Source organism: Mycobacterium sp. E1715 (assembly GCF_001667625.1).
Taxonomy (GTDB): domain Bacteria; phylum Actinomycetota; class Actinomycetes; order Mycobacteriales; family Mycobacteriaceae; genus Mycobacterium.
Genome location: NZ_LZJJ01000069.1, coordinates 1 through 19996, shown reverse-complemented (window position 1 = coordinate 19996; position 19996 = coordinate 1). Strand labels below are relative to the sequence as shown.

The 19996-nt window shown below is 70.9% G+C and carries 24 protein-coding genes; 5 read left to right on the top strand and 19 right to left on the bottom strand.

What is annotated here, in order from left to right; genetic code table 11:
* The 6 genes from A9X03_RS30755 to A9X03_RS03950 form a co-directional block, all read right to left on the bottom strand.
* Positions 1 to 101: hypothetical protein (locus A9X03_RS30755; RefSeq protein ID WP_369830993.1), on the bottom strand; the 101-nt coding region annotated here is incomplete at its 3' end.
* On the bottom strand, positions 98 to 913 hold the full coding sequence (trpA, locus tag A9X03_RS03970) for a tryptophan synthase subunit alpha (protein WP_068259778.1): 816 nt from the start codon (positions 911 to 913) through the stop codon (positions 98 to 100). The genes A9X03_RS30755 and trpA, both read right to left, overlap by 4 nt.
* Positions 910 to 2172, bottom strand: coding sequence for a tryptophan synthase subunit beta (gene trpB, locus A9X03_RS03965; RefSeq protein WP_067748015.1), 1263 nt, complete (start codon positions 2170 to 2172; stop codon positions 910 to 912). Before trpB ends, trpA begins: the two co-directional genes overlap by 4 nt.
* Positions 2173 to 2246: 74 nt before the next feature.
* A complete protein-coding gene (gene trpC / locus A9X03_RS03960) occupies positions 2247 to 3065 on the bottom strand; it encodes an indole-3-glycerol phosphate synthase TrpC (protein WP_055404126.1) in 819 nt (272 codons plus the stop codon).
* A 113-nt stretch (positions 3066 to 3178) separates the two neighbouring features.
* The gene (locus tag A9X03_RS03955; RefSeq protein WP_082954791.1) at positions 3179 to 3862 is read right to left on the bottom strand and encodes a TIGR02234 family membrane protein; all 684 of its coding nucleotides are present in this window, start codon (positions 3860 to 3862) and stop codon (positions 3179 to 3181) included.
* Complete coding sequence (locus A9X03_RS03950) at positions 3855 to 5393, bottom strand: anthranilate synthase component I (RefSeq protein WP_067785128.1); 1539 nt, start codon at positions 5391 to 5393, stop codon at positions 3855 to 3857. The genes A9X03_RS03955 and A9X03_RS03950 overlap by 8 nt, the downstream gene beginning before the upstream one ends.
* A gap of 96 nt (positions 5394 to 5489) precedes the next feature.
* Here A9X03_RS03950 and A9X03_RS03945 point away from each other — a divergent pair, with 96 nt between their 5' ends.
* Positions 5490 to 5960, top strand: coding sequence for a peroxiredoxin (locus A9X03_RS03945; RefSeq protein WP_067748022.1), 471 nt, complete (start codon positions 5490 to 5492; stop codon positions 5958 to 5960).
* On the opposite strand, the gene A9X03_RS03940 is transcribed toward A9X03_RS03945, so the two are convergent.
* A complete protein-coding gene (locus A9X03_RS03940; RefSeq protein ID WP_068259775.1) occupies positions 5950 to 7044 on the bottom strand; it encodes a calcium:proton antiporter in 1095 nt (364 codons plus the stop codon). The two genes, A9X03_RS03945 and A9X03_RS03940, sit on opposite strands and share 11 nt — an antisense overlap.
* Before the next feature lie 276 nt (positions 7045 to 7320).
* Here A9X03_RS03940 and A9X03_RS03935 point away from each other — a divergent pair, with 276 nt between their 5' ends.
* A complete protein-coding gene (locus A9X03_RS03935; protein ID WP_068259780.1) occupies positions 7321 to 7662 on the top strand; it encodes a WhiB family transcriptional regulator in 342 nt (113 codons plus the stop codon).
* Positions 7663 to 7692: 30 nt separating this feature from the next.
* Here the strand turns inward: A9X03_RS03935 and hisI are convergent, their stop codons facing one another.
* Genes hisI through hisD form a run of 8 tightly spaced genes read right to left on the bottom strand, consistent with a single transcriptional unit; the run spans position 7693 to position 14067 of the window.
* Positions 7693 to 8040: a phosphoribosyl-AMP cyclohydrolase gene (hisI, locus tag A9X03_RS03930; RefSeq protein WP_067785131.1), complete on the bottom strand. Its 348-nt coding sequence runs from the start codon at positions 8038 to 8040 to the stop codon at positions 7693 to 7695.
* Complete coding sequence (gene hisF / locus A9X03_RS03925) at positions 8037 to 8822, bottom strand: imidazole glycerol phosphate synthase subunit HisF (protein WP_067748028.1); 786 nt, start codon at positions 8820 to 8822, stop codon at positions 8037 to 8039. The genes hisI and hisF overlap by 4 nt, the downstream gene beginning before the upstream one ends.
* A gap of 1 nt (position 8823) precedes the next feature.
* The gene (locus tag A9X03_RS03920; RefSeq protein ID WP_067785134.1) at positions 8824 to 9627 is read right to left on the bottom strand and encodes an inositol monophosphatase; all 804 of its coding nucleotides are present in this window, start codon (positions 9625 to 9627) and stop codon (positions 8824 to 8826) included.
* Between the two features lie 4 nt (positions 9628 to 9631).
* Positions 9632 to 10363: a bifunctional 1-(5-phosphoribosyl)-5-((5-phosphoribosylamino)methylideneamino)imidazole-4-carboxamide isomerase/phosphoribosylanthranilate isomerase PriA gene (priA, locus tag A9X03_RS03915; protein ID WP_067748032.1), complete on the bottom strand. Its 732-nt coding sequence runs from the start codon at positions 10361 to 10363 to the stop codon at positions 9632 to 9634.
* 20 nt (positions 10364 to 10383) lie between these two features.
* Complete coding sequence (gene hisH, locus A9X03_RS03910; protein ID WP_067748034.1) at positions 10384 to 11004, bottom strand: imidazole glycerol phosphate synthase subunit HisH; 621 nt, start codon at positions 11002 to 11004, stop codon at positions 10384 to 10386.
* Entirely contained in the window at positions 11001 to 11621 is a 621-nt protein-coding gene (gene hisB / locus A9X03_RS03905; protein ID WP_068259772.1) for an imidazoleglycerol-phosphate dehydratase HisB, read from the bottom strand. Before hisB ends, hisH begins: the two co-directional genes overlap by 4 nt.
* The gene (locus tag A9X03_RS03900; RefSeq protein WP_067748038.1) at positions 11618 to 12754 is read right to left on the bottom strand and encodes a histidinol-phosphate transaminase; all 1137 of its coding nucleotides are present in this window, start codon (positions 12752 to 12754) and stop codon (positions 11618 to 11620) included. The genes hisB and A9X03_RS03900 overlap by 4 nt, the downstream gene beginning before the upstream one ends.
* On the bottom strand, positions 12751 to 14067 hold the full coding sequence (gene hisD / locus A9X03_RS03895; protein ID WP_156669879.1) for a histidinol dehydrogenase: 1317 nt from the start codon (positions 14065 to 14067) through the stop codon (positions 12751 to 12753). The genes A9X03_RS03900 and hisD overlap by 4 nt, the downstream gene beginning before the upstream one ends.
* A 105-nt stretch (positions 14068 to 14172) precedes the next feature.
* Here hisD and A9X03_RS03890 point away from each other — a divergent pair, with 105 nt between their 5' ends.
* Positions 14173 to 14595 (top strand): nitroreductase family deazaflavin-dependent oxidoreductase, encoded by a 423-nt coding sequence (locus tag A9X03_RS03890; protein ID WP_067748042.1) that lies wholly within the window; start codon positions 14173 to 14175, stop codon positions 14593 to 14595.
* 158 nt (positions 14596 to 14753) lie between these two features.
* Here the strand turns inward: A9X03_RS03890 and A9X03_RS03885 are convergent, their stop codons facing one another.
* The gene (locus A9X03_RS03885) at positions 14754 to 15782 is read right to left on the bottom strand and encodes an alcohol dehydrogenase catalytic domain-containing protein (protein ID WP_068259770.1); all 1029 of its coding nucleotides are present in this window, start codon (positions 15780 to 15782) and stop codon (positions 14754 to 14756) included.
* A gap of 40 nt (positions 15783 to 15822) precedes the next feature.
* Here A9X03_RS03885 and A9X03_RS03880 point away from each other — a divergent pair, with 40 nt between their 5' ends.
* On the top strand, positions 15823 to 16395 hold the full coding sequence (locus A9X03_RS03880; protein ID WP_068259763.1) for a TetR/AcrR family transcriptional regulator: 573 nt from the start codon (positions 15823 to 15825) through the stop codon (positions 16393 to 16395).
* 121 nt (positions 16396 to 16516) lie between these two features.
* Positions 16517 to 16948 carry a hypothetical protein gene (locus tag A9X03_RS03875; protein ID WP_068259761.1) on the top strand — a complete coding sequence of 144 codons (432 nt, stop codon included), beginning with the start codon at positions 16517 to 16519 and terminating at the stop codon, positions 16946 to 16948.
* A 14-nt stretch (positions 16949 to 16962) separates the two neighbouring features.
* On the opposite strand, the gene nadC is transcribed toward A9X03_RS03875, so the two are convergent.
* The 3 genes from nadC to nadA form a co-directional block, all read right to left on the bottom strand.
* The gene (nadC, locus tag A9X03_RS03870; protein ID WP_068259758.1) at positions 16963 to 17814 is read right to left on the bottom strand and encodes a carboxylating nicotinate-nucleotide diphosphorylase; all 852 of its coding nucleotides are present in this window, start codon (positions 17812 to 17814) and stop codon (positions 16963 to 16965) included.
* A complete protein-coding gene (locus A9X03_RS03865; RefSeq protein WP_068259755.1) occupies positions 17814 to 19391 on the bottom strand; it encodes an L-aspartate oxidase in 1578 nt (525 codons plus the stop codon). Before A9X03_RS03865 ends, nadC begins: the two co-directional genes overlap by 1 nt.
* Positions 19388 to 19996: quinolinate synthase NadA (gene nadA, locus A9X03_RS03860; RefSeq protein ID WP_197499211.1), on the bottom strand; the 609-nt coding region annotated here is incomplete at its 5' end. The genes A9X03_RS03865 and nadA, both read right to left, overlap by 4 nt.

The window sequence follows — 19996 nt, the reverse complement described above, 5'->3', positions numbered from 1 at the left end:
ATCCCGGTGATGATGAACAGCGCGTACGCGCGAATGGGCAGGGGCCCGAGGTGCCAGACACCCTGCGGCGGGCTGGGAAAGTACGTCGGCAACGTCGTCATCGGGCGGACGCCTTCTGCCGGACGCCGGCGGCCAGTTCCTCGGTCAGTTCCCGCAGCGCGGGCAGGCCACCCGCACCGAGCGCCGACACCAGCGCCGAACCGACGATCACGCCGTCGGCGTAGCTGCCGATTTGGGCGGCCTGCTCGCGCGACCGCACCCCGAGGCCGACGCCGACGGGTATGTCCGACACCGCCTTCACGCGCTGCACCAACTCGGGCGCGGCCTGCGACACCGCGTCACGCGCCCCGGTGACGCCCATCGTGGAAGCGGCGTAGACGAATCCGCGTGACGCGTCGACGGTCATGGCCAACCGTTCCGGCGTCGACGACGGCGCGACGAGAAAAATGCGGTCCAACCGATGCTCCTCAGCTGCCGTCAGCCACCGCCCGGCTTCGTCGGGGATGAGGTCAGGAGTGATCAAGCCGTGCCCGCCAGCCGCCGCGAGGTCACGCGCGAACGCGTCGACCCCGTAGCGCACCACGGGATTCCAATAGGTCATCACCACCGCGCGGCCGCCGGCCGCACTGATCGCCTCGACCGCGGCAAGCGTGTCCCGGACCCGCACTCCGCCCTGCAGCGCGGCCTCCGTGGCGCGGGCGATGGTCGGCCCGTCCATGCCGGGGTCCGAGTAGGGCACGCCGACTTCGATGATGTCGCAACCGGATTCGACCAGGGCGAGCATTCCGTCCACCGAGCCCGGCACGTCGGGGTAGCCGGTGGGCAGGTAGCCGATCAGGGCCGCGCGATTCTCCTGGCGGCACATGTCGAAGACCGGCCCCAGCCTGCTGGCATGCCTCTGCTGAACGCTCATCGCTCGCCGGGTCCCATCAGGCCGAACCATTTCGCGGCAGTCTCGACATCCTTGTCACCGCGGCCCGACAGGTTCACCACGATGATCGAGCCCTGCCCCAATTCGAGGCCCAGCTTGACCGCGCCGGCGACCGCGTGGGCCGATTCGATGGCCGGGATGATGCCCTCGGAGCGGCACAGCAGCGCGAATGCGTCCATCGCCTCCGCGTCGGTGATCGGCCGATATTCCGCGCGCCCGATCTCCTTGAGGTACGCGTGCTCGGGGCCCACGCCCGGATAGTCGAGACCCGCTGAGATCGAATGCGATTCGATGGTCTGGCCGTCCTCGTCCTGCAGCAGGTAGGAGAACGACCCCTGGAACGCGCCCGGCGAACCACCGGCGAAAGTCGCGGCGTGCCTTCCGGTCTCGACGCCATCCCCGGCCGCCTCGAAGCCCACCAGGCGCACCCCCGGATCGTCGATGAACGGGTGGAAGATGCCGATGGCGTTGGATCCACCGCCGACGCAGGCCACGACGGCGTCGGGCAACCGGCCCGCCTGGGCCTGGATCTGCACGCGCGCCTCCAACCCGATGATCCGCTGGAAATCGCGCACCATCGCGGGGAAAGGATGCGGCCCGGCGGCGGTGCCGAAGCAGTAGTAGGTGTTGTCGGCGTTGGTCACCCAGTCACGGAACGCCTCGTTGATGGCGTCTTTGAGCGTCTTGGATCCGCTCTCCACCGACACCACCTCGGCGCCCAGCAGTCGCATCCGTGCCACGTTGAGCGCCTGGCGCGCGGTGTCCACGGCGCCCATGTAGATGACGCACTCCAGGCCCAGCAGGGCGCACGCGGTGGCCGTGGCGACGCCGTGCTGCCCGGCCCCGGTCTCGGCGATGACCCGGTTCTTGCCCATCCTCTTCGCCAGCAGCGCCTGACCGAGGACGTTGTTGATCTTGTGAGAACCGGTGTGGTTCAAGTCTTCTCGCTTGAGGAAGATGCGCGCCGATCCGGCATGCTCGGACAGCCGGGTGGCCTCGTACAGCGGCGAAGGCCGGCCGGCGTAGTTGGCCTGCAAGTCGTCCAGGGTGTCCAGGAAATCGGGGTTGATGCGTTCCTTCTCGTAGGCGGCGGTGACCTCTTCGATCACCGCCATCAACGCCTCGGCCACGTAGCGGCCGCCATACACGCCGAAATGGCCACCAGCATCGGGTTCGTGGCTGGTGGGTTCGGCGACGGCTGCACTCGGAAGGGGAAGGTCCGGGCGGGACAGATTGACCATCACCAAGGCTCTACGCGGGGACGGCTCATGAGGTTCAACGTTTCAGCGCCGGGACTCTTCAAGTGACTTGACGACTAGCGAGACGGTTTCGGACAAGACGGGTGGGTCCCCGCGGTGACCAGGTCGGCGACCGCGGCGCGCGGGTCACCGCTTTTGACCAGACCCTCGCCGACCAAGACGGCGTCCGCACCCGCTCCGGCGTACGCCAACAGGTCGCCGGTGCCGCGGACCCCGGACTCGGCGATCCTGATCACGTTGCTCGGCAGCCCGGGAGCGATGCGCGCGAAGCAATCCCGGTCGACCTCCAGCGTCGCGAGATCGCGCGCGTTGACACCGATTACGTTGGCCCCGGCCTTCAGCGCCCGGTCGGCCTCCTCCTCGGTGTGCACCTCGACGAGGGCCGTCATGCCGAGTGATTCGGTGCGGTCCAACATCGACACCAACGCCGACTGGTCGAGCGCGGCAACGATGAGCAGCAGCATGTCGGCGCCGTGCGCGCGGGCTTCGTGGATCTGATACGGCTGCACGACAAAGTCTTTGCGCAAGACCGGGATCGAGACGGCCGCGCGAACCGCGTCCAGGTCGTCGAGCGATCCGTGAAAGCGCCGCTCCTCGGTCAAGACGCTGATGATCCGGGCACCACCGTCCTCGTACGCGCGGGCCAGCTTCGCCGGATCGGCAATGGTCGCCAGGGAACCCGCCGACGGACTGGCGCGCTTGACCTCGGCGATGACACCGATGCCGGGCTCGCGCAGGGCGGCCATCACATCGCGCGGCGGCGGCGCGGCGGCAGCGGCGGCTTTGATTTCGGAAAGGCTGATGAGGGCTTCGCGCGCCGCAACGTCGGCCCGGACTCCCTCGAGGATGGAGTCAAGCACGGTAGCCGGACTCATGCCTGTTGCTTCCCTTCGCGCCGTTACCCATCGTCACCCCGCGGCCAACCTGACAACCCTGAGCCGATTGCGACGACGTGAATGAAGGGTAGCGGCCCTCGGCTCGCGGCCCGTCACCGACCCTCGGTGTCCGAGTCGCGCGGCCGATCGATCGGGTCCCGCGTCGGGTCACAGCCCTCGTCAAGCGCGTCCCAGATCATCCGCTCCGACATTTTCGGCGTCTCCGGCTTCTCCAGCATCGCGCCATCGGCGTCGTCGCGGAGCGCATTTGAGCGGCGCGTCGCGGGCGCGGCGTACTTTTCCGCGCTCAACCGGGTCGCGCCGGCGTCGCCGGCCGACCGCAGCAACAGGACGGCCGCGACAAGGGTGCATGCGGCGGCGGCCACTGCGATGCCCGCGCCGACGTAGCGCCGCTCGCTGCCCACCAGCGACATCACGGCGACATGCGCCAGGTCGGCCCCGCGCACGGCGACGTCCGGCAGCGCCCACAGGCTGACCCCGAGATATCCGACCGCCAGGCTCGCCAGCGCCAGTAGCCCCGCCAGCACCCGCAGCGGCCAGCCGCGCACCGCGATCGCCGCCACAGCCGTCGCCAGCATGAGCACCGCCAACGGCAGCAGCGCCGTCGACCACGACGCGCCGGACAGCGTCACCTCGCGGGGCGGGCTCAGCCCGTCGAACGACCGGATCACCACCCACGGCAGCCGCGACGCCGCCCATAACGCCGCGGCGGACAGCACCAGCAACGCCTGCGCCACCCCGACGGACAGCCGCGCACGCCGCGGCGCCTCAGCCATGGTGGTCGGCATCCGGGGCGGTGAGGGTCTCGGCGGCGGCGATCGCGTTGAGCACCGCGCGCGCCTTGTTCGAGGCCTCGGTGTACTCGTACGGGCCGTTGGAGTCGGCCACCACCCCGCCGCCGGCCTGAACATAGGCCGTGCCGTCACGCATCAACGCGGTCCGGATCGCGATCGCGAAATCGGCGTTGCCGGCGAAGTCGAGGTAACCGACCACACCGCCGTAGAGCCCGCGCCGCGTCTTCTCCACCTCTTCGATCAGCTCCATGGCCCGCACCTTCGGCGCGCCCGACAGCGTGCCGGCCGGAAAGCACGCCGTCACGGCGTCCAGGGCGGTCCGCCCCTCGGCGAGCATCCCGGTCACCGTCGACACCAGGTGCATGACGTGGCTGTAGCGCTCGATGTGGCTGTAGTCCTCGACGCGCACGGTGCCCGGCGCGCACACGCGGCCAAGGTCGTTGCGCCCCAGGTCGACCAGCATCAGGTGCTCGGCGCGCTCCTTCTCGTCGGCGAGCAGTTCCTTTTCCAGCAGCTGGTCCTCTTCGTCGGTCTGCCCGCGCCACCGGGTTCCGGCGATCGGATGCGTCGTCGCCCAGCCGTCGTGCACGGTGACCAGCGCCTCGGGGCTGGAGCCGACGACCGAAAAGTCCGTTCCGCCACTGCCATCCGGGACGTGCAGCAGGTACATGTAGGGGCTCGGATTGGTGACCCGCAGCATCCGGTACACGTCGATCGGATCGACGTCGGTGTCCATCTCGAAGCGCTGGGAGGGGACAACCTGGAACGCCTCGCCGGCGGCGATCTGCTCGACGAGGTAGTCGACGATCTTGCCGTATTCCTCGACGCTGCGCTGCGAGCGATACCGCGGCTCGGGCCTGTCGAACGTGGCGACCGTGGACGGCAGCGGCTGACCCAGCGCCGCGGTCATCACGTCCAGCCGGGCGACCGCGTCGTCGTAGGCCTGGTCGACGCGCTCGTCGGTGCCGTTCCAGTTCACCGCGTTGGCGATCAGCGTGATGGTGCCCTCGTGGTGGTCGACCGCGGCCACGTCGGTGGCCAGCAGCAGCAACATGTCCGGCAGGTGCAGGTCGTCGACCGCCAGCTCGGGTAACCGCTCCAGCCGCCGCACCATGTCGTAGGCGAACAGACCGACCATGCCGCCGGACAGCGGCGGCAGCCCGGGCAGCGCGCCGGTGGCCAGCAGCTCGCACGTGGCCCGCAGCGCGTGCAGCGGGTCGCCGCCGGTGGGCGCGTCCTGCGGCACGGCGCCCAACCACACCGCCTCGCCGTCGCGGACGGTCAGCGCCGACGGCGCACCGGCACCGATGAAGGACCAGCGCGACCAGGATCGGCCGTGCTCGGCCGATTCCAGCAGGAACGTGCCGGGGCGATTGGCGGCCAGTTTGCGGTAGGCCGACAGTGGTGTCTCGCTGTCGGCCAGCACCTTGCGGGTCACCGGAACCACGCGGTGCTCGGCCGCCAGCAGGCGAAAGTCCTCTCGTGAGGTCGTCTCGGCGAGGTGGGCGTGCACCGAACCATCCTCCCAGATGGGTCGCCGGGGCTCGCGTGCGTAGCGTCGGCTGCGCTTCCCTGGGGCCAAAACTCGCCGTGGCGTTACGCTCGCGGCATGAAAACTGGTGACACGGTCGAGGACTTCGAACTTCCCGATCAGACGGGCGCGCCGCGCAGGCTCAGCGAGCTGCTGTCCGGGGGGCCGGTGGTGCTGTTCTTCTACCCCGCCGCGATGACGCCCGGCTGCACCAAGGAGGCCTGTCACTTCCGGGACCTGGCCGCGGAATTCGCGGCCGTGGGCGCCAATCGGGTGGGCATCAGCGCCGATCCGGTGCAGAAGCAGGCCAAGTTCGCCGACATGCAGAAGTTCGACTACCCGCTGCTGTCGGACACCGAGGGCACGGTCGCCACGCAGTTCGGCGTCAAGCGCGGCCTGCTCGGCAAGCTGATGCCGGTCAAGCGAACCACCTTCGTCATCGACACCGATCGCACGGTGCTCAACGTGATTTCGAGCGAGTTCAGCATGGACACCCATGCCGACAAGGCGTTGGAGACACTGCGCGGCCGGTCAGCGGCTACGGGCTGACCGCCAGGAACACGTAGGCGGCGAGCAGCACCAGATGCAGCTCGCCCTGCAGCCGGGTGGCGCGCCCGGGAACGACCGTCAGCATGCTGATCACGACGGTCAGCGCCAGCAGCACCAGCTGGATGGGTCCCAGCCCGAGCACCAGCGGTCCCTTGAGCCAGATCGACGCCAGCGCGATCACCGGGATCGTGAGCCCGATGCTGGCCATCGCCGAGCCGTACGCCAAGTTCAGGCTGGTCTGGATCCGGCCCTGCCGCGCGGCCCGCGCGGCCGCCAGGGTCTCCGGCAGCAACACCAGCGTGGCGATCACCACGCCGACGAACGACTGCGGGAAGCCGACCGCGGTCACCGCGTGCTCGACGGCCGGCGACTCCTCCTCGGCCAGCCCGACCACCGCGACGAGGGCGACCAACAGCAGCCCCAGGCTCCCCAGCGCGGCGCCGCGGCTCGGCGGCTCGGCATGGCTCTCGTCCTCGAAGAGCCGCTTCTTCTGGCCCTTCTGCGCGACCGGCAGGAAGAAGTCGCGGTGCCGCACCGTCTGCGTGAAGACGAAGACCAGGTACACCAGCAACGACGCGACCGCCGCGAACGCCAGCTGGCCCGGCGAGAATTCGCGGCCCACCTGGCTGGTGGTGAACGACGGCAGCACCAGGCTCAGCGTCGCCAGCGTGGTGACCGTGGCCAGCGCGGCGCCGCTGCCCTCGGCGTTGAAGAGCGTCACCCCGTAGCGCCGGGAGCCGAGCAGCAGCGACAGCCCCGCGATGCCGTTGGTGGTGATCATCGCCGCGGCGAAGACGGTGTCCCTGGCCAGCGTCGCGGCCTCGTTGCCCCCGGACGCCATCAGCGAGACGATGAGCGCGACCTCGATCACCGTCACCGCGGCCGCCAGGATCAGCGAGCCGAACGGCTCACCGGCCCGGGCCGCGACCACCTCCGCGTGGTGCACCGCCGCCAGCACGGAGCCGATGAGCAACGCCGCCACCAGCGCGACCAGCATCGGGCCCAGCTTCTCGCCCCAGATCACGGCCTGCACGGCGACGGCTAGCAGCGGCACGACCGCGGTCCACGACACCCGACTCAACATCGCCCGCCATTCTCATCCACGGCTCGCGACGCGGCGACTTCGGACCTCGGTCCCGATCCCCCGGCCCGTGCGACGACGATGCCCGACACCCTGAGCCGAAAGTCCTCGGACGTCCGCGACCAAAGCCCCTACGTTTGCGCGACGGGGTTTCATACGGTCGCAACATTCGCCTCGGCTTCACACGGGCTCGGCCGGACGGAAGTCAATACAGCCGTATCCGAACGCTGAGCTCTCAGCGCGGCCGGAGCAAAAGGGGGAGCGGTGTTTGCTATCCATATCACCGCCGAAAGTGGCACCAATGGTCCGATTCCAAACCATCTCCGCAGTGCGAGAACCGAGGATCGCGACGCCTGGGTTTCCAAGGCGCTCTGCCGCACCGGCGACCCAGACGGGTTGTTCGTTCGCGGTGCCGCCCAGAGAAAGGCAGCGTCGATCTGCCGGCGCTGCCCAGTGGTCCTGGAGTGCGGCGCCGACGCGCTCGACAACCGGGTCGAGTGGGGCGTTTGGGGCGGCATGACGGAACGCCAGCGACGCACACTGCTCAGGCAGCACTCCGACGTGGTGTCTTGGATCGACTTCCTGGCCGCCGCCCGGGCGCAGCGTCGCACCGCGATTTAGCAACCCGGGGCGCGCCGCCCGGGCATCAACCTACGACTCCGGTTGCAGCAGCAGGTCGGCGTCGAAGCAGCTGTGGTCGCCGGTGTGGCAGGCGCCGCCCACCTGGTCGACCGTCAGCAGCACGGTGTCCCCGTCGCAGTCCAGCCGCACCGAGTGCACGTATTGGGTGTGGCCGGACGTCGCGCCCTTGACCCACTGCTCGCCGCGCGACCGCGAAAAATAGGTCGCCTCACGGGTTGCCAGGGTGCGGGCCAGCGCCGCGTCGTCCATCCAGGCGACCATCAGCACGTCCCCGGTGCCGCGCTCCTGCGCGACGGCGGCGATCAGGCCTTCGGCGTTGCGCTTCAGCCGCGCGGCGATCTGCGGGTCGAGCGTCATCGCACCGTGATCCCTTCCGCGGCCATGGCGGCCTTCACCTGGCCGATGGTCAGCTCCCGGAAGTGAAAGACGCTGGCCGCCAGCACCGCATCGGCACCGGCGGCGACGGCGGGCGCGAAATGTTCGGCCGCGCCGGCACCGCCGCTGGCGATCACCGGCACCGTGACCGCCGAGCGCACCGCCCGCAGCATCGGCAGGTCGAACCCGGCCTTGGTGCCGTCGGCGTCCATCGAGTTCAGCAGGATCTCCCCGACGCCCAGATCGGCGCCGCGCGAAGCCCACTCGACGGCGTCGATCCCGGTCCCGCGGCGTCCGCCGTGCGTGGTGACCTCCCAGCCCGACGGTGTCGGCACCGACTCCGGGGGCACCGTGCGGGCGTCGACCGACAGCACGATGCATTGCGAACCGAATTGCCTTGCCATTTCTTCCAACAGGTCGGGGCGGGCGATCGCGGCGGTGTTGATCGAAACCTTGTCGGCCCCGGCACGCAGCAAGACGTCGACGTCGGCCACCGTGCGCACGCCGCCGCCGACGGTCAGCGGGATGAAGACCTGCTCGGCCGTGCGGCGCACCACGTCCAGCATCGTGGCCCGACCCGAGGAGGAGGCGGTGACGTCGAGAAAGGTGAGCTCGTCGGCGCCTTCGGCGTCGTAGGCGGCGGCGAGTTCGACGGGATCGCCCGCGTCGCGCAGGTTTTCGAAGTTGACCCCCTTGACCACCCGCCCGGCGTCGACGTCCAGGCACGGAATCACCCGCACCGCAAGCCCATTACCGGACGACATCTCAGAAGTCCTCCGGCCGGCCGGTGCTGCGCAGCACCTCGAGTATCTCGGCGTGGGCGCGGGGCCCGGCGGCCAGCGCGGAATCCGACGCGGGCGTCCACGGTTCGCCGTGGACGTCGGTGACGACGCCGCCCGCCGCCCGCACCAGCGCCACCCCGGCGGCGTGGTCCCACACGTGGCCGCCGAAACTGATCGAGCCGCCGAGAACCCCGTCGGCGACGTAGGCGAGGTCGAGTCCGGTGGAGCCGTGCATGCGCAATCGCGACGAGACCCGGCTCAGGTTCTCCAGCACGGCGATGCGATACCGCCCCGGGAACCGGCCCCGCGCGTCGGCGCTGAACGAGCCGGCACCGATCAGGGCGTCGGCCAGGTCGATATCGGCCAGGGGTGGTTGCGCGACACCGTTTTTCATCAGCGGACCGCCGACCACCGCGGTGTAGCGCTGGTCGACGAAGGGCAGCCAGGTCAGGCCAGCCACCGGGTCGCCGTGGTGCAGCAGGCCGAGCAGGATCCCCGCCATCGGCGACCCTGCCGCATAGTTGAACGTGCCGTCGACGGGGTCCAGCACCCACACCCACTCCGAGTCCACGTCGGCGCCGCCGTACTCCTCGCCGTGCACACCGATGCCGGTCGACTCTTCCAGCGCGCCGACCACCTGCCGCTCGATCGCGAGGTCGACGTCGGTGGCGAAGTCGTTGCCCTTCTTCTGGACCGCCGAATCGGCGCGGTGGCCGGCCAGGAACGGCTCGGTGGCGTCGTCGAGGATCGCCGAGGCCGTCCGTACCAACGCGTCCAGGTCCGCCACGGCGCTACCCCGCTACCGCGGCCAGGGCCTGTGGCAGCGTGAACCGCCCGGCGTAGAGGGCCTTGCCCACGATCGCGCCCTCGACCCCGCGGTCGGTCAGCGTCGCGATCGCGCGCAGGTCGTCCAGGCTCGACACGCCGCCGGAGGCGATCACCGGGGCATCGGTGCGGCCGGCGACGGCGGCCAGCAGGTCGAGGTTGGGGCCGCCCAGCGTGCCGTCCTTGGTGACGTCGGTGACGACGAACCGCGAACAGCCTTCGCCGTCAAGGCGTTCCAGGACCTCCCACAGGTCGCCGCCGTCGGTCTCCCAGCCGCGTCCGCGCAGCCGTTGCTGCCCGTCGACGGTCTGGACGTCCAGCCCGACCGCGACCTTCTCGCCGTGCTCGGCGATCGCGCGCGCGCACCACTGGGGGTTCTCCAGGGCCGCCGTGCCCAGGTTCACCCGGGCGCAGCCGGTGGCCAGCGCGGCGGCCAGCGAATCGTCGTCGCGAATGCCGCCGGACAGCTCCACCCGCACGTCGAGCTTGCCGACCACCTCGGCCAGCAGTTCGCGGTTGGAGCCGCGCCCGAACGCCGCGTCCAGGTCGACCAGGTGGATCCACTCCGCGCCGTCACGCTGCCAGCCCAGCGCCGCGTCCAGCGCCGAGCCGTACTCGGTTTCACTGCCCGCCTTGCCCTGCACCAGTCGCACGGCGCGGCCCTCGACCACGTCGACCGCGGGCAACAAGATCAACACATTCCCTCCCGAGCCGTTCTTCACAGAGCATCAATCCAGTTGCGCAGCACGGCCGCACCCGCGTCCCCACTCTTTTCCGGGTGAAACTGGGTGGCCGACAGCGGTCCTTGCTCGACGGCGGCCAGGAAGGGCACCCGGTGGGTGGCCCAGGTCAGCACGGCCTCGGGCGAGCCCTCCCAGCGCTGCGCGGCGTAGGAGTGCACGAAGTAGAAACGGGTGTCCGCGTCCAGCCCCTTGAACAGGGTCGTCCCTCCCCCGGCGTCGACCACGTTCCAGCCCATGTGCGGGATCACCGGCGCGTCCAGCCGGGTGACCTCCCCGGGCCACTGGCCGCAACCCGTTGTCTGGACGCCGAATTCGACGCCGCTGGCGAACAGGATCTGCATGCCCACGCAGACCCCCAGCACCGGATGCCCGGCGGCGACCCGGTCGGCGATGATGCGGTCGCCCTTGACCCTGCGCAGGCCGGTCATGCAGGCCTCGAAGGCCCCGACACCGGGCACCACCAGCCCGTCGGCGGCGGCCGCGGCGTCGGCGTCGGCGGTCACCTCGACCGACGCGCCCGCCCGCTGCAGCGCGCGCTGGGCCGACCGCAGGTTGCCCGAGCCGTAATCCAGGACGACGACGGATGGTTTTGTCACAGAACACCTTTGGTGGACGGCACGTCCGACACCCTGGGGTCGGGCTCTACGGCCTGGCGCAACGCGCGGGCCACCGCCTTGAATTGCGCTTCGGTGATGTGGTGCGGGTCGCGCCCGTACAGGACGCGTACGTGCAGCGCGATGCGGGCGTTCATGGCGAGCGACTCGAACACGTGCCGGTTGATCACGGTGTGGTACGGCACCGAGCTGCCGGCGATGGTGGTTTGCAGCAGGTGATCCGGCTCGCCGGTGTGCACGAAGTAGGGCCGGCCCGACACGTCGACGACGGCGTGGGCCAGCGTCTCGTCCATCGGGATGAAGGCGTCGCCGAACCGGCGGATACCCCGCTTGTCGCCGAGGGCCTGCCCCAGCGCCTGTCCGAGCGCGATCGCGGTGTCCTCGATGGTGTGGTGCCCCTCGATCTCCACGTCGCCCTTGGTGCGCACGGTCAGGTCGAAGCTGGCGTGGCTGCCCAGTGCCGTCAGCATGTGGTCGTAGAACGGCACACCGGTGTCGACGTGGACCTGGCCGCTGCCGTCGAGGTCGAGTTCGATGACGATGTCGGATTCCTTGGTGCGGCGCTCGATACGCGCGCGCCGGGTCGCAATGGTGGTCACGGGGCTCCTACTGGGGTGGCTGGTGCCAGTTCGGTGGCGGCGATCTGGGCGCTGGCCCGCAGGAAGGCGTCGTTCTCCTCGGCCAGCCCGGTCGTGGCGCGCAGGTAGCCGGGAATCCCGACGTCGCGGATCAACACGCCGGCGTCCAGGTAGCGCCGCCAGGCGGCCGGGGCGTCGGCGAACTGCCCGAACAGCACGAAATTCGCGTCGCTGGGAATCACCCGAAAACCCATGCCGCTCAACGCTTTCGTGACGCGTTCGCGTTCGGCGATCAGCGTGGCGACACTTCCCAGGGTGTCGTCGGCGTGGCGCAGCGCGGCGCGGGCCGCGGCCTGGGTGACGGACGAGAGGTGATACGGCAACCGCACCAGCAGCATCGCGTCGATCACCGCGGGGGTGGCGACCAGGTAGCCGAGCCGCCCGCCGGCGAAGGCGAACGCCTTGCTCATGGTGCGCGTGACGACGAGCTTGGTCGGATATTCGCGCACCAGCCCGACGGCGCTGGGCTCGGAGGAGAACTCGCCGTAGGCCTCGTCGACGATCAAGATGCCCGGCACCGCGTCGAGCAGGCGCCGCAGATCCGGCAGCGAAACGCTCTGCCCGGACGGGTTGTTGGGGCTCGCGATGAACACCACGTCAGGCCGGCGGTCGGTCACCGCGGCCACGGCCGCGTCGACGTCGAGGCTGAAGTCGTCGGCGCGGACGCCCTCCAGCCACTCGGTGCGGGTGGCGTCGGAGATGATCGGGTGCATCGAGTAGGACGGGACGAACCCGATCGCGGTGCGCCCCGGCCCGCCGAACGCTTGCAGCAGCTGCTGCAGGATCTCGTTGGATCCGTTTGCCGCCCAGACGTTTTCGGGCCCGACGGGCACACCGGTCTGGATGGTGAGGTAGCCGGCCAGATCGCGGCGCAGGGCGGACGCGTCGCGATCGGGATAACGATGCAGGTCGGCGGCCGCCTCGGCCACCGACCGCACCACGTCGTCCACCAGCGCCGGGCTGGGCGGGTGCGGGTTCTCGTTGGTGTTCAGCCGCACCGGGACGGCCAATTGCGGTGCGCCGTAAGGCGATTTGCCACGCAGGTCCTCGCGCAGGGGTAGGTCGTCGAGCGTCGGCTCCCGCGGTTCGGTCATCGCTCGAACCTCCGCCGGATCGCCTCGCCGTGCGCCGGCAGGTCTTCGGCCTTGGCCAACGTGACCACGTGCCCGGAGACGTCCTTGAGCGCGGCCTCGGTGTAGTCGACCACGTGGATGCCCCGCAGGAAGGTCTGAACGGACAGTCCGCTGGAGTGCCGGGCCGAGCCCGCGGTCGGCAGCACGTGGTTGGATCCGGCGCAGTAGTCGCCGAGGCTCACCGGCGAGTAGGGGCCCACGAAAATGGCTCCGGCCGAACGGATTCGGGCGGCCACCGCCGGGGCGTCGGCGGTCTGGATCTCCAGGTGCTCGGCGGCGTAGGCGTTGACCACCCGGACGGCGGCGTCCAGGTCGTCGACCAGGATGATCGCCGACTGGCGGCCACCGAGCGCGGCGGCCACCCGGTCGCGGTGCACCGTCGTGCGCAGCTGCGCGGCCACCTCGGCGGCGGTCGCGGCGGCCAGGTCCTCGCTGGGCGTGACCAGCACGCTGCCCGCCATCTCGTCGTGTTCGGCCTGGCTGATCAGGTCGGCGGCCACGTGGGTCGGGTCGGCGGTGTGGTCGGCGAGGATGGCGATCTCGGTGGGCCCGGCCTCGGCGTCGATGCCCACCCGGGAGCGGCACAGCCGCTTGGCGGCGGTGACGTAGATGTTGCCGGGCCCGGTGATCATGTCGACCGGCGCGAGGTCAGAGCCGTCCATATCGGTTCCGCCGTAGGCCAGCAGCGCGACCGCCTGCGCGCCGCCGACGGCCCACACCTCGTCGACCCCGAGCAGGCGCGCGGCCGCGAGGATCGTCGGGTGCGGCAGTCCGTCGTAGCGGGCCTGCGGCGGGCTGGCCACCACCAGCGAGCCGACACCGGCGGTCTGCGCCGGCACCACGTTCATCACCACGCTCGACGGGTAGACCGCGTTGCCGCCCGGCACGTACAGGCCGACCCGCTCGACGGGGACCCACCGCTCGGTGACCGTCGCGCCCGGGCCCAGGGTGGTCGTGACGTCGGCGCGGCGCTGGTCTGCGTGCACGGCGCGGGCGCGTTCGATCATCACCCGCAGGGCCTCGACGACGTCGGGATCCAGGCCGGCCAGCGCCGCCTCCAGCGCGGCCCCGGGCACCCGGACGGCCGCGGGCCGCACCCCGTCGAACGACGCCCCGTACTCGAGCGCCGCCTCGGCGCCACGCTCGGCCACGTCCTGCACGATCGGCCGCACCTTGGGCACGACGCTCTCCACGTCGGCGCCCCCGCGTGGCAGCGCGGACCGCAATCGGGCAGCCGTCAGTTCGACGCCCCGCAGGTCGATGCGGGCCATCACGGGTGCTGAAGCGGTACTCATTGCCTCCATTGTCCCAGAGCAGCTCAAGTTGTTATCCGACCGGTACAGTGCCCGTGGAAGGCCCACACGACTCAGGGAGCCGTCATGTCCGCGAAGGATCACCCCAATAACGCTCCAGGCGTCCCGATGGTGTTCCCGCCCTGGTTCGAGCGCTTCCAGATCAAGTATTTCAATCCCGCGGTCAAGCCGATCGCCCGCTTTCTGCCCGGGACCGCGACCATCAAGCATCGCGGCCGCACCTCCGGCACCCCGTACGAGACGATCATCACCCCGTACCGCAAGGGCAACGTGCTGGCGATCGCGCTCGGCCACGGCAAGACGAACTGGGTCAAGAACGTGCTGGCGGCCGGTGAGGCCGACGTTCAGTTCGGCCGCGACCGCGTGGTGCACATCACCAACCCGCGCATCCTGCCGGCCGGCACCGAGGGTCCCGACGCCGAACGGCTGCCGCGGATGGCCCGGATGCAGCTGCGCCGCATCGGCGTGTTCGTCGGCGACATCGCCTGAGACCCGGGCCCGCTGTTGCGGCGGCGTTCGCGGCTTTTTCTTGCGTTGACAGCTTCTGGCGTGCGCGCACGGCTTTGCGCGTGCGCTCATGGCGGCGACACGCGGCCGGGACCCGCCCTGGGCGCACGCCCGACGCCCGGAATGCACGCCCGACGGCGCTACGCGCGGGTGAAGACGGTCTTTCCGGTCATCGTCGGCCAGGCCGAGGGGGCGTCTTCCCACGCGACGACGCGGTCGACCGCCGGCGACACGTCCAGGCCGCCCGCGAGCAGGTCGAGCACCCGCGGGATCACCGTGCGCGCGCTGACGCGGCCGGTGACGAACCGCACGCCGCGTGAGTACATCGGCAGCAACGGCATCTCGACTTTGTATTCGGGGTAGATCCCGGTGTCGGTGCACACGCCGTCCGGCCAGGTGGCGCGCAGCGTCGCCGCCAGCAGGGTCGCATCGCTGGTGGTGTGCACGGTGACCGGGTAAGCGCCCCACGACTTGTCGGGTTTGGCGGCATCATGGACCACCGCGCCGAGCTTCTCGGCGGCGGCCAGCCGCTGCGGGTCGGTGTCGACGTAGTCGACGTGGGCCCCGAGCGCCGCGGCGATCGCGGCGGAATACAGGCCGATCGACAGCCGTCCGAGGACCAGGACGCGGCGATCGACGGGATCGAGCGTGTCCAGCTCCGCAGCGAACGGCCCGACGGTGCGCCAGCCGTCGGGAATGTTGTCCGACAGGGACGCGATCGAAACCGGGTCGACGGCGTCCGGAAACGGGATGAGCATCGCATCGGCGTACGGAACCAGCACCAGGTCCGACATGAACCCGCCGCCGTCCAGGCCGGCGATCGGCGCCATCCCGTAGGCCGCCATGAACGGCACCGCGCTGCACGAGCCGGTCACGCCGCGGCGGCATTCGCGGCAATCGCCGCAGTTGATCTGAAACGGCACCACGACGCGGTCGCCCACCCGGACCCCCGTGACGTCGTCGCCCACGGCGACGACCTCGGCCAGCCCTTCGTGCCCGACCGCATACCCCGGCGGCAACGGCAGCCGCCCGTTGCACACCGCGACGTCGAGGTCGCAACACGCCACCGCCAGCGGCCGCACCAGCGCCTGCCCGGTCGCGGTGATCTGCGGTTCGGGCACCTCGCGCCACGCGTAGCGCCCGGCTTCCTCGTACGTCAGCTGCCTCATCTCTGCATTCTTGAGTGATCACTCAAGTAAAGTCAATAGCATGCCGAGACCCGATCGCAGCCGCGCCGCGTTGGTCGGGACGGCCGCCACGCTGTTTCGCCGCCAGGGCTACGCGGCGACCGGGCTGAACCAGATCCTCGACGAGGCCGGCGTCAAACCCGGTTCGCTGTATCACCACTTCCCCCGGGGCAAGCAGCAACTGGCCGCGGCGGTCGTCGAGACCGAAGGCACCGGCATCGAGCAGCTGCTGCGCCGATTCCTGGCGACCGGCCGGCCCGCGGCCGACATCGTCGACCGCTGGATCGACCTGCTGGCGGCCGGGTTGGCCGGCGACCGGCGCGACGGCTGCCCGATCGAACCGATCGCCACCGAGTCGGTGCACGCGAGCCCACTGGTGCGCGAGGCGTCGGCGCGCGCCTTCAGGGGCTGGTGCGCGGCGGTCGAGCAGCGGCTGCGCTCCGACGGCTGGTCCGAGGCAAAGGCCGAACAGGTTGCGCTGGCGGTGATCTCGCTGATCGAGGGCGCACTGATCCTGTCCCGGATCTCCGGTGACGCGGGCGCGCTGGAAGCCGCCAAGCCCGCCGCGCGGACGCTGCTGACGATGCGGATGTGAAGACTGTGACACCGGTGTCAAATCCGTTCGCGAGCAAGGACTTAGGACCCTACGGCGGCGCGCGGCGCGGCGAGACGATGACAGGTGCACAACCAACCCCTTGAGCAGAAGGGATCTCCCCATGGCCGACAACGACCTGACCGCCCGGTTCGAAAAAATCTCCACCGCCGCCAGGGAGGCCAACGACAAGGTGCGTGCCGCGGCGCAGCAGGCCCGTGAACAGGTCCAGGCGGACGCGGCCCACGCCCGCGACAGGGCAGACCAAGCCGCCGACCATTTGCAAGACCGGGCCTCAGCCGCTGACGATGACGCGTCGAAGCACTGGCGGGAAATCGCCGAGAAATGGCAGTCTCACGTCGCCAAGATCCGCAAAGACCTGGCCGAGAAGAATGCCCAGCACGAGGCCAAGGAGATGGACGCCTACGCCAACATGGCCATCGGCTACGCGCTCGATACCATCGATTTCGCCGAGGCCGCCGTCTATGAAGCGGAATGTGCTGTGCTCGAAGCTCTTTCGGCACGCTCGGCCGCCGACGCGTTGGCGCGGGGATGACCGGCCGGTAAGTCCTACATGTCCAGGCCGATGTCGAGCGCGCGCACCGAGTGTGTCAGCGCGCCGACGGCCAGGTAGTCCACCCCGGTCGCTGCGTACGTGGCGGCGTTCTGAAGGCTGAGTCCGCCGGACGATTCGAGCAGCACCGCGGGGGCGCGCGCGTCGCGCCGCTGCACGGCCATCTGCGTCTGCCATACCGGGAAGTTGTCCAGCAGCACCAGTTCGGGCTTTTCGGCGAGCACCTCGTCGAGCTGTTCGAGGGAGTCCACCTCGACCTCGCACGGCAGGTCGGGCGCGGCGTCGCGCACCGCCCGCAGCGCGCCGACCACCGATCCCGCGGCCACCACATGGTTGTCTTTGATGAGCGCCGCGTCCCCCAGCCCCAGCCGGTGGTTGACACCCCCGCCGGCCCGCACCGCGTATTTCTGCAGCGCGCGCAGGCCCGGCAACGTCTTGCGGGTGTCGCGGATCTTGGCCTTGGTGCCGTCCACGGCCTCGACCCACGCCGCCGTCGTGGTGGCGATGCCCGACAGGTGACAGACCAGGTTCAGCATGGTCCGCTCGGCGGTCAGCAGGCCGCGGGTATCGGCGCGCACGGTCAGCACCGGCTCGCCGGGTTGCAGCCGAGCGCCGTCCTCGACGGCGTGCACCACCTCGTAGCCGCCGGCGAGGACGGCGTCGAGGACCAGCAGGGCGACCTCCACGCCCGCGATCACGCCGGGCCGCCGGGGCACCATCGACGCCGTGGCCACCGCGCCGGCGGGCACGGTCGCGAGCGTGGTGACGTCGGGCCCGTAGCGCAGGTCCTCTTCCAGCGCGCGCCGAATGATGTCCTGTGCGGCACTCCGTTCGTCGGGAAGCATCATCAGCCCACCGCCGCCAGCGCCTCCACCAGCACCGAGTTCCGGTCGTCGGCCAGCCGCAGCACGCTGCTGCGGCCCTGTTCGGGCGCGGGGTCCGGGTATTCCGCGCGGTGATGGCAGCCCCGGCTCTCGTTGCGGGCCAGGGCCGCCGCGGTCACCGCGCGGGCGGCGACGGCCAGCGCCACGTCCTCGAAATCGCGGCGGCCGGCGACGGCGCGCGCCGGCGCACCCGCCAGCGCGTCGGACAGCCGCGTCAGCCCGGCGGCGTCGCGCACCACCGAGGCGTCGCGGCTCATCGTGGCCTGCAGTTCGGCGCGCTCGGGCGCGGTGTGGGCGCTGGGCTCGGGTGCGACCGCGCGGGTGCGGCCCGCCGCCGTCGCGTGCGCGGCCGCGGCCCTGCCGGCTCGGCCCCCCACCACCAGGCCTTCCAGCAGGCTGTTGGACGCCAGCCGGTTGGCGCCGTGCATGCCGGTGCGCGCCACCTCGCCGGCGGCGAACAGGCCCGGGAGTTCGGTCTGCCCGTGCACGTCGGTGACGACGCCGCCGCAGCTGTAATGCGCCCCCGGCACGACCGGGATGGGTTGGCGGACGGGGTCGATGCCGGCGGCCCGGCACGCCGCGGTCACCGTAGGGAAGCGGGCCGCGAAACCGGCGATGCCGCGGGCGTCGAGGAAGACGCACGGGTCGCCGGTGGCCTTCAGCCGCGTGTCGATGGCCGCGGCGACGACGTCCCGCGGCGCCAGGTCACCCATCGGGTGGACGCCGGCGGTGACCGAATTGCCTTGCCGGTCAACCAGTATGGCGCCCTCACCGCGGATGGCCTCGGTGACCAGCGGCCGCCGGCCGCCTGCCGCGCCGGCGTACAGCATCGTGGGGTGGAACTGGATGAACTCCAGGTCGCTGACCGCGACACCGGCCCACAACGCCAGCGCGATGCCGTCGCCGGTGGAGCCGTCCGGATTGGTCGTCGCGCCGTAGAGGTGCCCGAGCCCGCCGGAGGCCAGGATGACCGCCGGCGCGTGGATGATGCCGTAGCCGTCCGGGTTGCCGACGGAGACGCCGGTCACCGCGGCTCCGTCGTGCAGCACGCGCAGGCCGACGTGACCGGTGCGGATGTCCAGCAGCCGGGCGGCGTGGTCGAGCGCTCGCTGCACCTCGGCACCGGTGGCGTCGCCGCCGGCGTGCACGATCCGCCGCCGGGAGTGCCCGCCCTCGCGCGTGACATCCCAGCGGCCGGGCGTCGCCTCGTCGAATCGCGCTCCGGCGCCGACCAATTCGGACACCGCACGATAGCCGTCGGCGACGATCGAGGTCACCGCGTCGGGATCGCACAGGCCGGCGCCCGCGGTCACGGTGTCGGCGACATGGGCCTCGACGGAATCGTCGTTGTCGGGCAGGACCACGGCGATGCCGCCCTGGGCGTAGTGGGTCGCGGTCACCCCGCGCGCCTGGTCGGCCTTGCTCAGCACGACGACGCTGCGGCCGGCGCGGTGGGCGGCCAGCGCCGCGGCCAATCCCGCGACACCGGTGCCGATGACGACGACGTCAGCGCTGTGCGTCCAGGCCGGGCGGACGATCATTCACCACCGCCCGGCTGGCCGATCTCGATCATTCGCTGCACGCTGCGGCGGCCGGCCGCCGCGATCTCCGGGTCGACGTCGACTTCGTCGGCCCCGTCGACCAGGCAGCGCAGCAGCGCCGCCGGCGTGATCATCTTCATGTACTTGCACGAGGCCCGGTCGTTGACCGCGCGGAAGTCGACTTGCGGTGCGGCCCGGCGCAATTGGTGCAGCATGCCGACCTCGGTGGCGACCAGCACCTTGCGGGCGTGCGTTTGATGCGCCGCGTCGAGCATGCCGCCGGTGGACAGGATCTTGACCCGGTCCGCCGGGAAGGCGCCCTCGCCCGCGAGGTACAACGCCGAAGTGGCGCAACCGCATTCGGGGTGCACGTAGAGCTCGGCCTCGGGGTTCGCACGGGCCTGCTCGGAGAGCTCGTCGCCGTTGATGCCGGCGTGCACGTGGCACTCACCGGCCCACACGTGCAGGTTGGTGCGGCCGGTTACCCGTCGGACGTGCGCACCCAGGAACTGGTCCGGGCAGAACAGCACCTCGCGGTCGGGGTCGATGGATGCGACCACGTCGACGGCGTTGGACGAGGTGCAGCAGATGTCGGTGAGCGCCTT

Bases quoted from the DNA above. Each gene is read 5' to 3' on its own strand.
- trpA (WP_068259778.1), bottom strand. From the start codon at position 913: ATGAGCGTTCAGCAGAGGCATGCCAGCAGGCTGGGGCCGGTCTTCGAC.
- trpB (WP_067748015.1), bottom strand. From the start codon at position 2,172: ATGGTCAATCTGTCCCGCCCGGACCTTCCCCTTCCGAGTGCAGCCGTC.
- trpC (WP_055404126.1), bottom strand. From the start codon at position 3,065: ATGAGTCCGGCTACCGTGCTTGACTCCATCCTCGAGGGAGTCCGGGCC.
- A9X03_RS03955 (WP_082954791.1), bottom strand. From the start codon at position 3,862: ATGGCTGAGGCGCCGCGGCGTGCGCGGCTGTCCGTCGGGGTGGCGCAG.
- A9X03_RS03945 (WP_067748022.1), top strand. From the start codon at position 5,490: ATGAAAACTGGTGACACGGTCGAGGACTTCGAACTTCCCGATCAGACG.
- A9X03_RS03940 (WP_068259775.1), bottom strand. From the start codon at position 7,044: ATGTTGAGTCGGGTGTCGTGGACCGCGGTCGTGCCGCTGCTAGCCGTC.
- hisI (WP_067785131.1), bottom strand. From the start codon at position 8,040: ATGACGCTCGACCCGCAGATCGCCGCGCGGCTGAAGCGCAACGCCGAA.
- hisF (WP_067748028.1), bottom strand. From the start codon at position 8,822: ATGTCGTCCGGTAATGGGCTTGCGGTGCGGGTGATTCCGTGCCTGGAC.
- A9X03_RS03900 (WP_067748038.1), bottom strand. From the start codon at position 12,754: ATGACCGAACCGCGGGAGCCGACGCTCGACGACCTACCCCTGCGCGAG.
- A9X03_RS03890 (WP_067748042.1), top strand. From the start codon at position 14,173: ATGTCCGCGAAGGATCACCCCAATAACGCTCCAGGCGTCCCGATGGTG.
- A9X03_RS03885 (WP_068259770.1), bottom strand. From the start codon at position 15,782: ATGAGGCAGCTGACGTACGAGGAAGCCGGGCGCTACGCGTGGCGCGAG.
- A9X03_RS03880 (WP_068259763.1), top strand. From the start codon at position 15,823: ATGCCGAGACCCGATCGCAGCCGCGCCGCGTTGGTCGGGACGGCCGCC.
- A9X03_RS03875 (WP_068259761.1), top strand. From the start codon at position 16,517: ATGGCCGACAACGACCTGACCGCCCGGTTCGAAAAAATCTCCACCGCC.
- nadC (WP_068259758.1), bottom strand. From the start codon at position 17,814: ATGATGCTTCCCGACGAACGGAGTGCCGCACAGGACATCATTCGGCGC.
- A9X03_RS03865 (WP_068259755.1), bottom strand. From the start codon at position 19,391: ATGATCGTCCGCCCGGCCTGGACGCACAGCGCTGACGTCGTCGTCATC.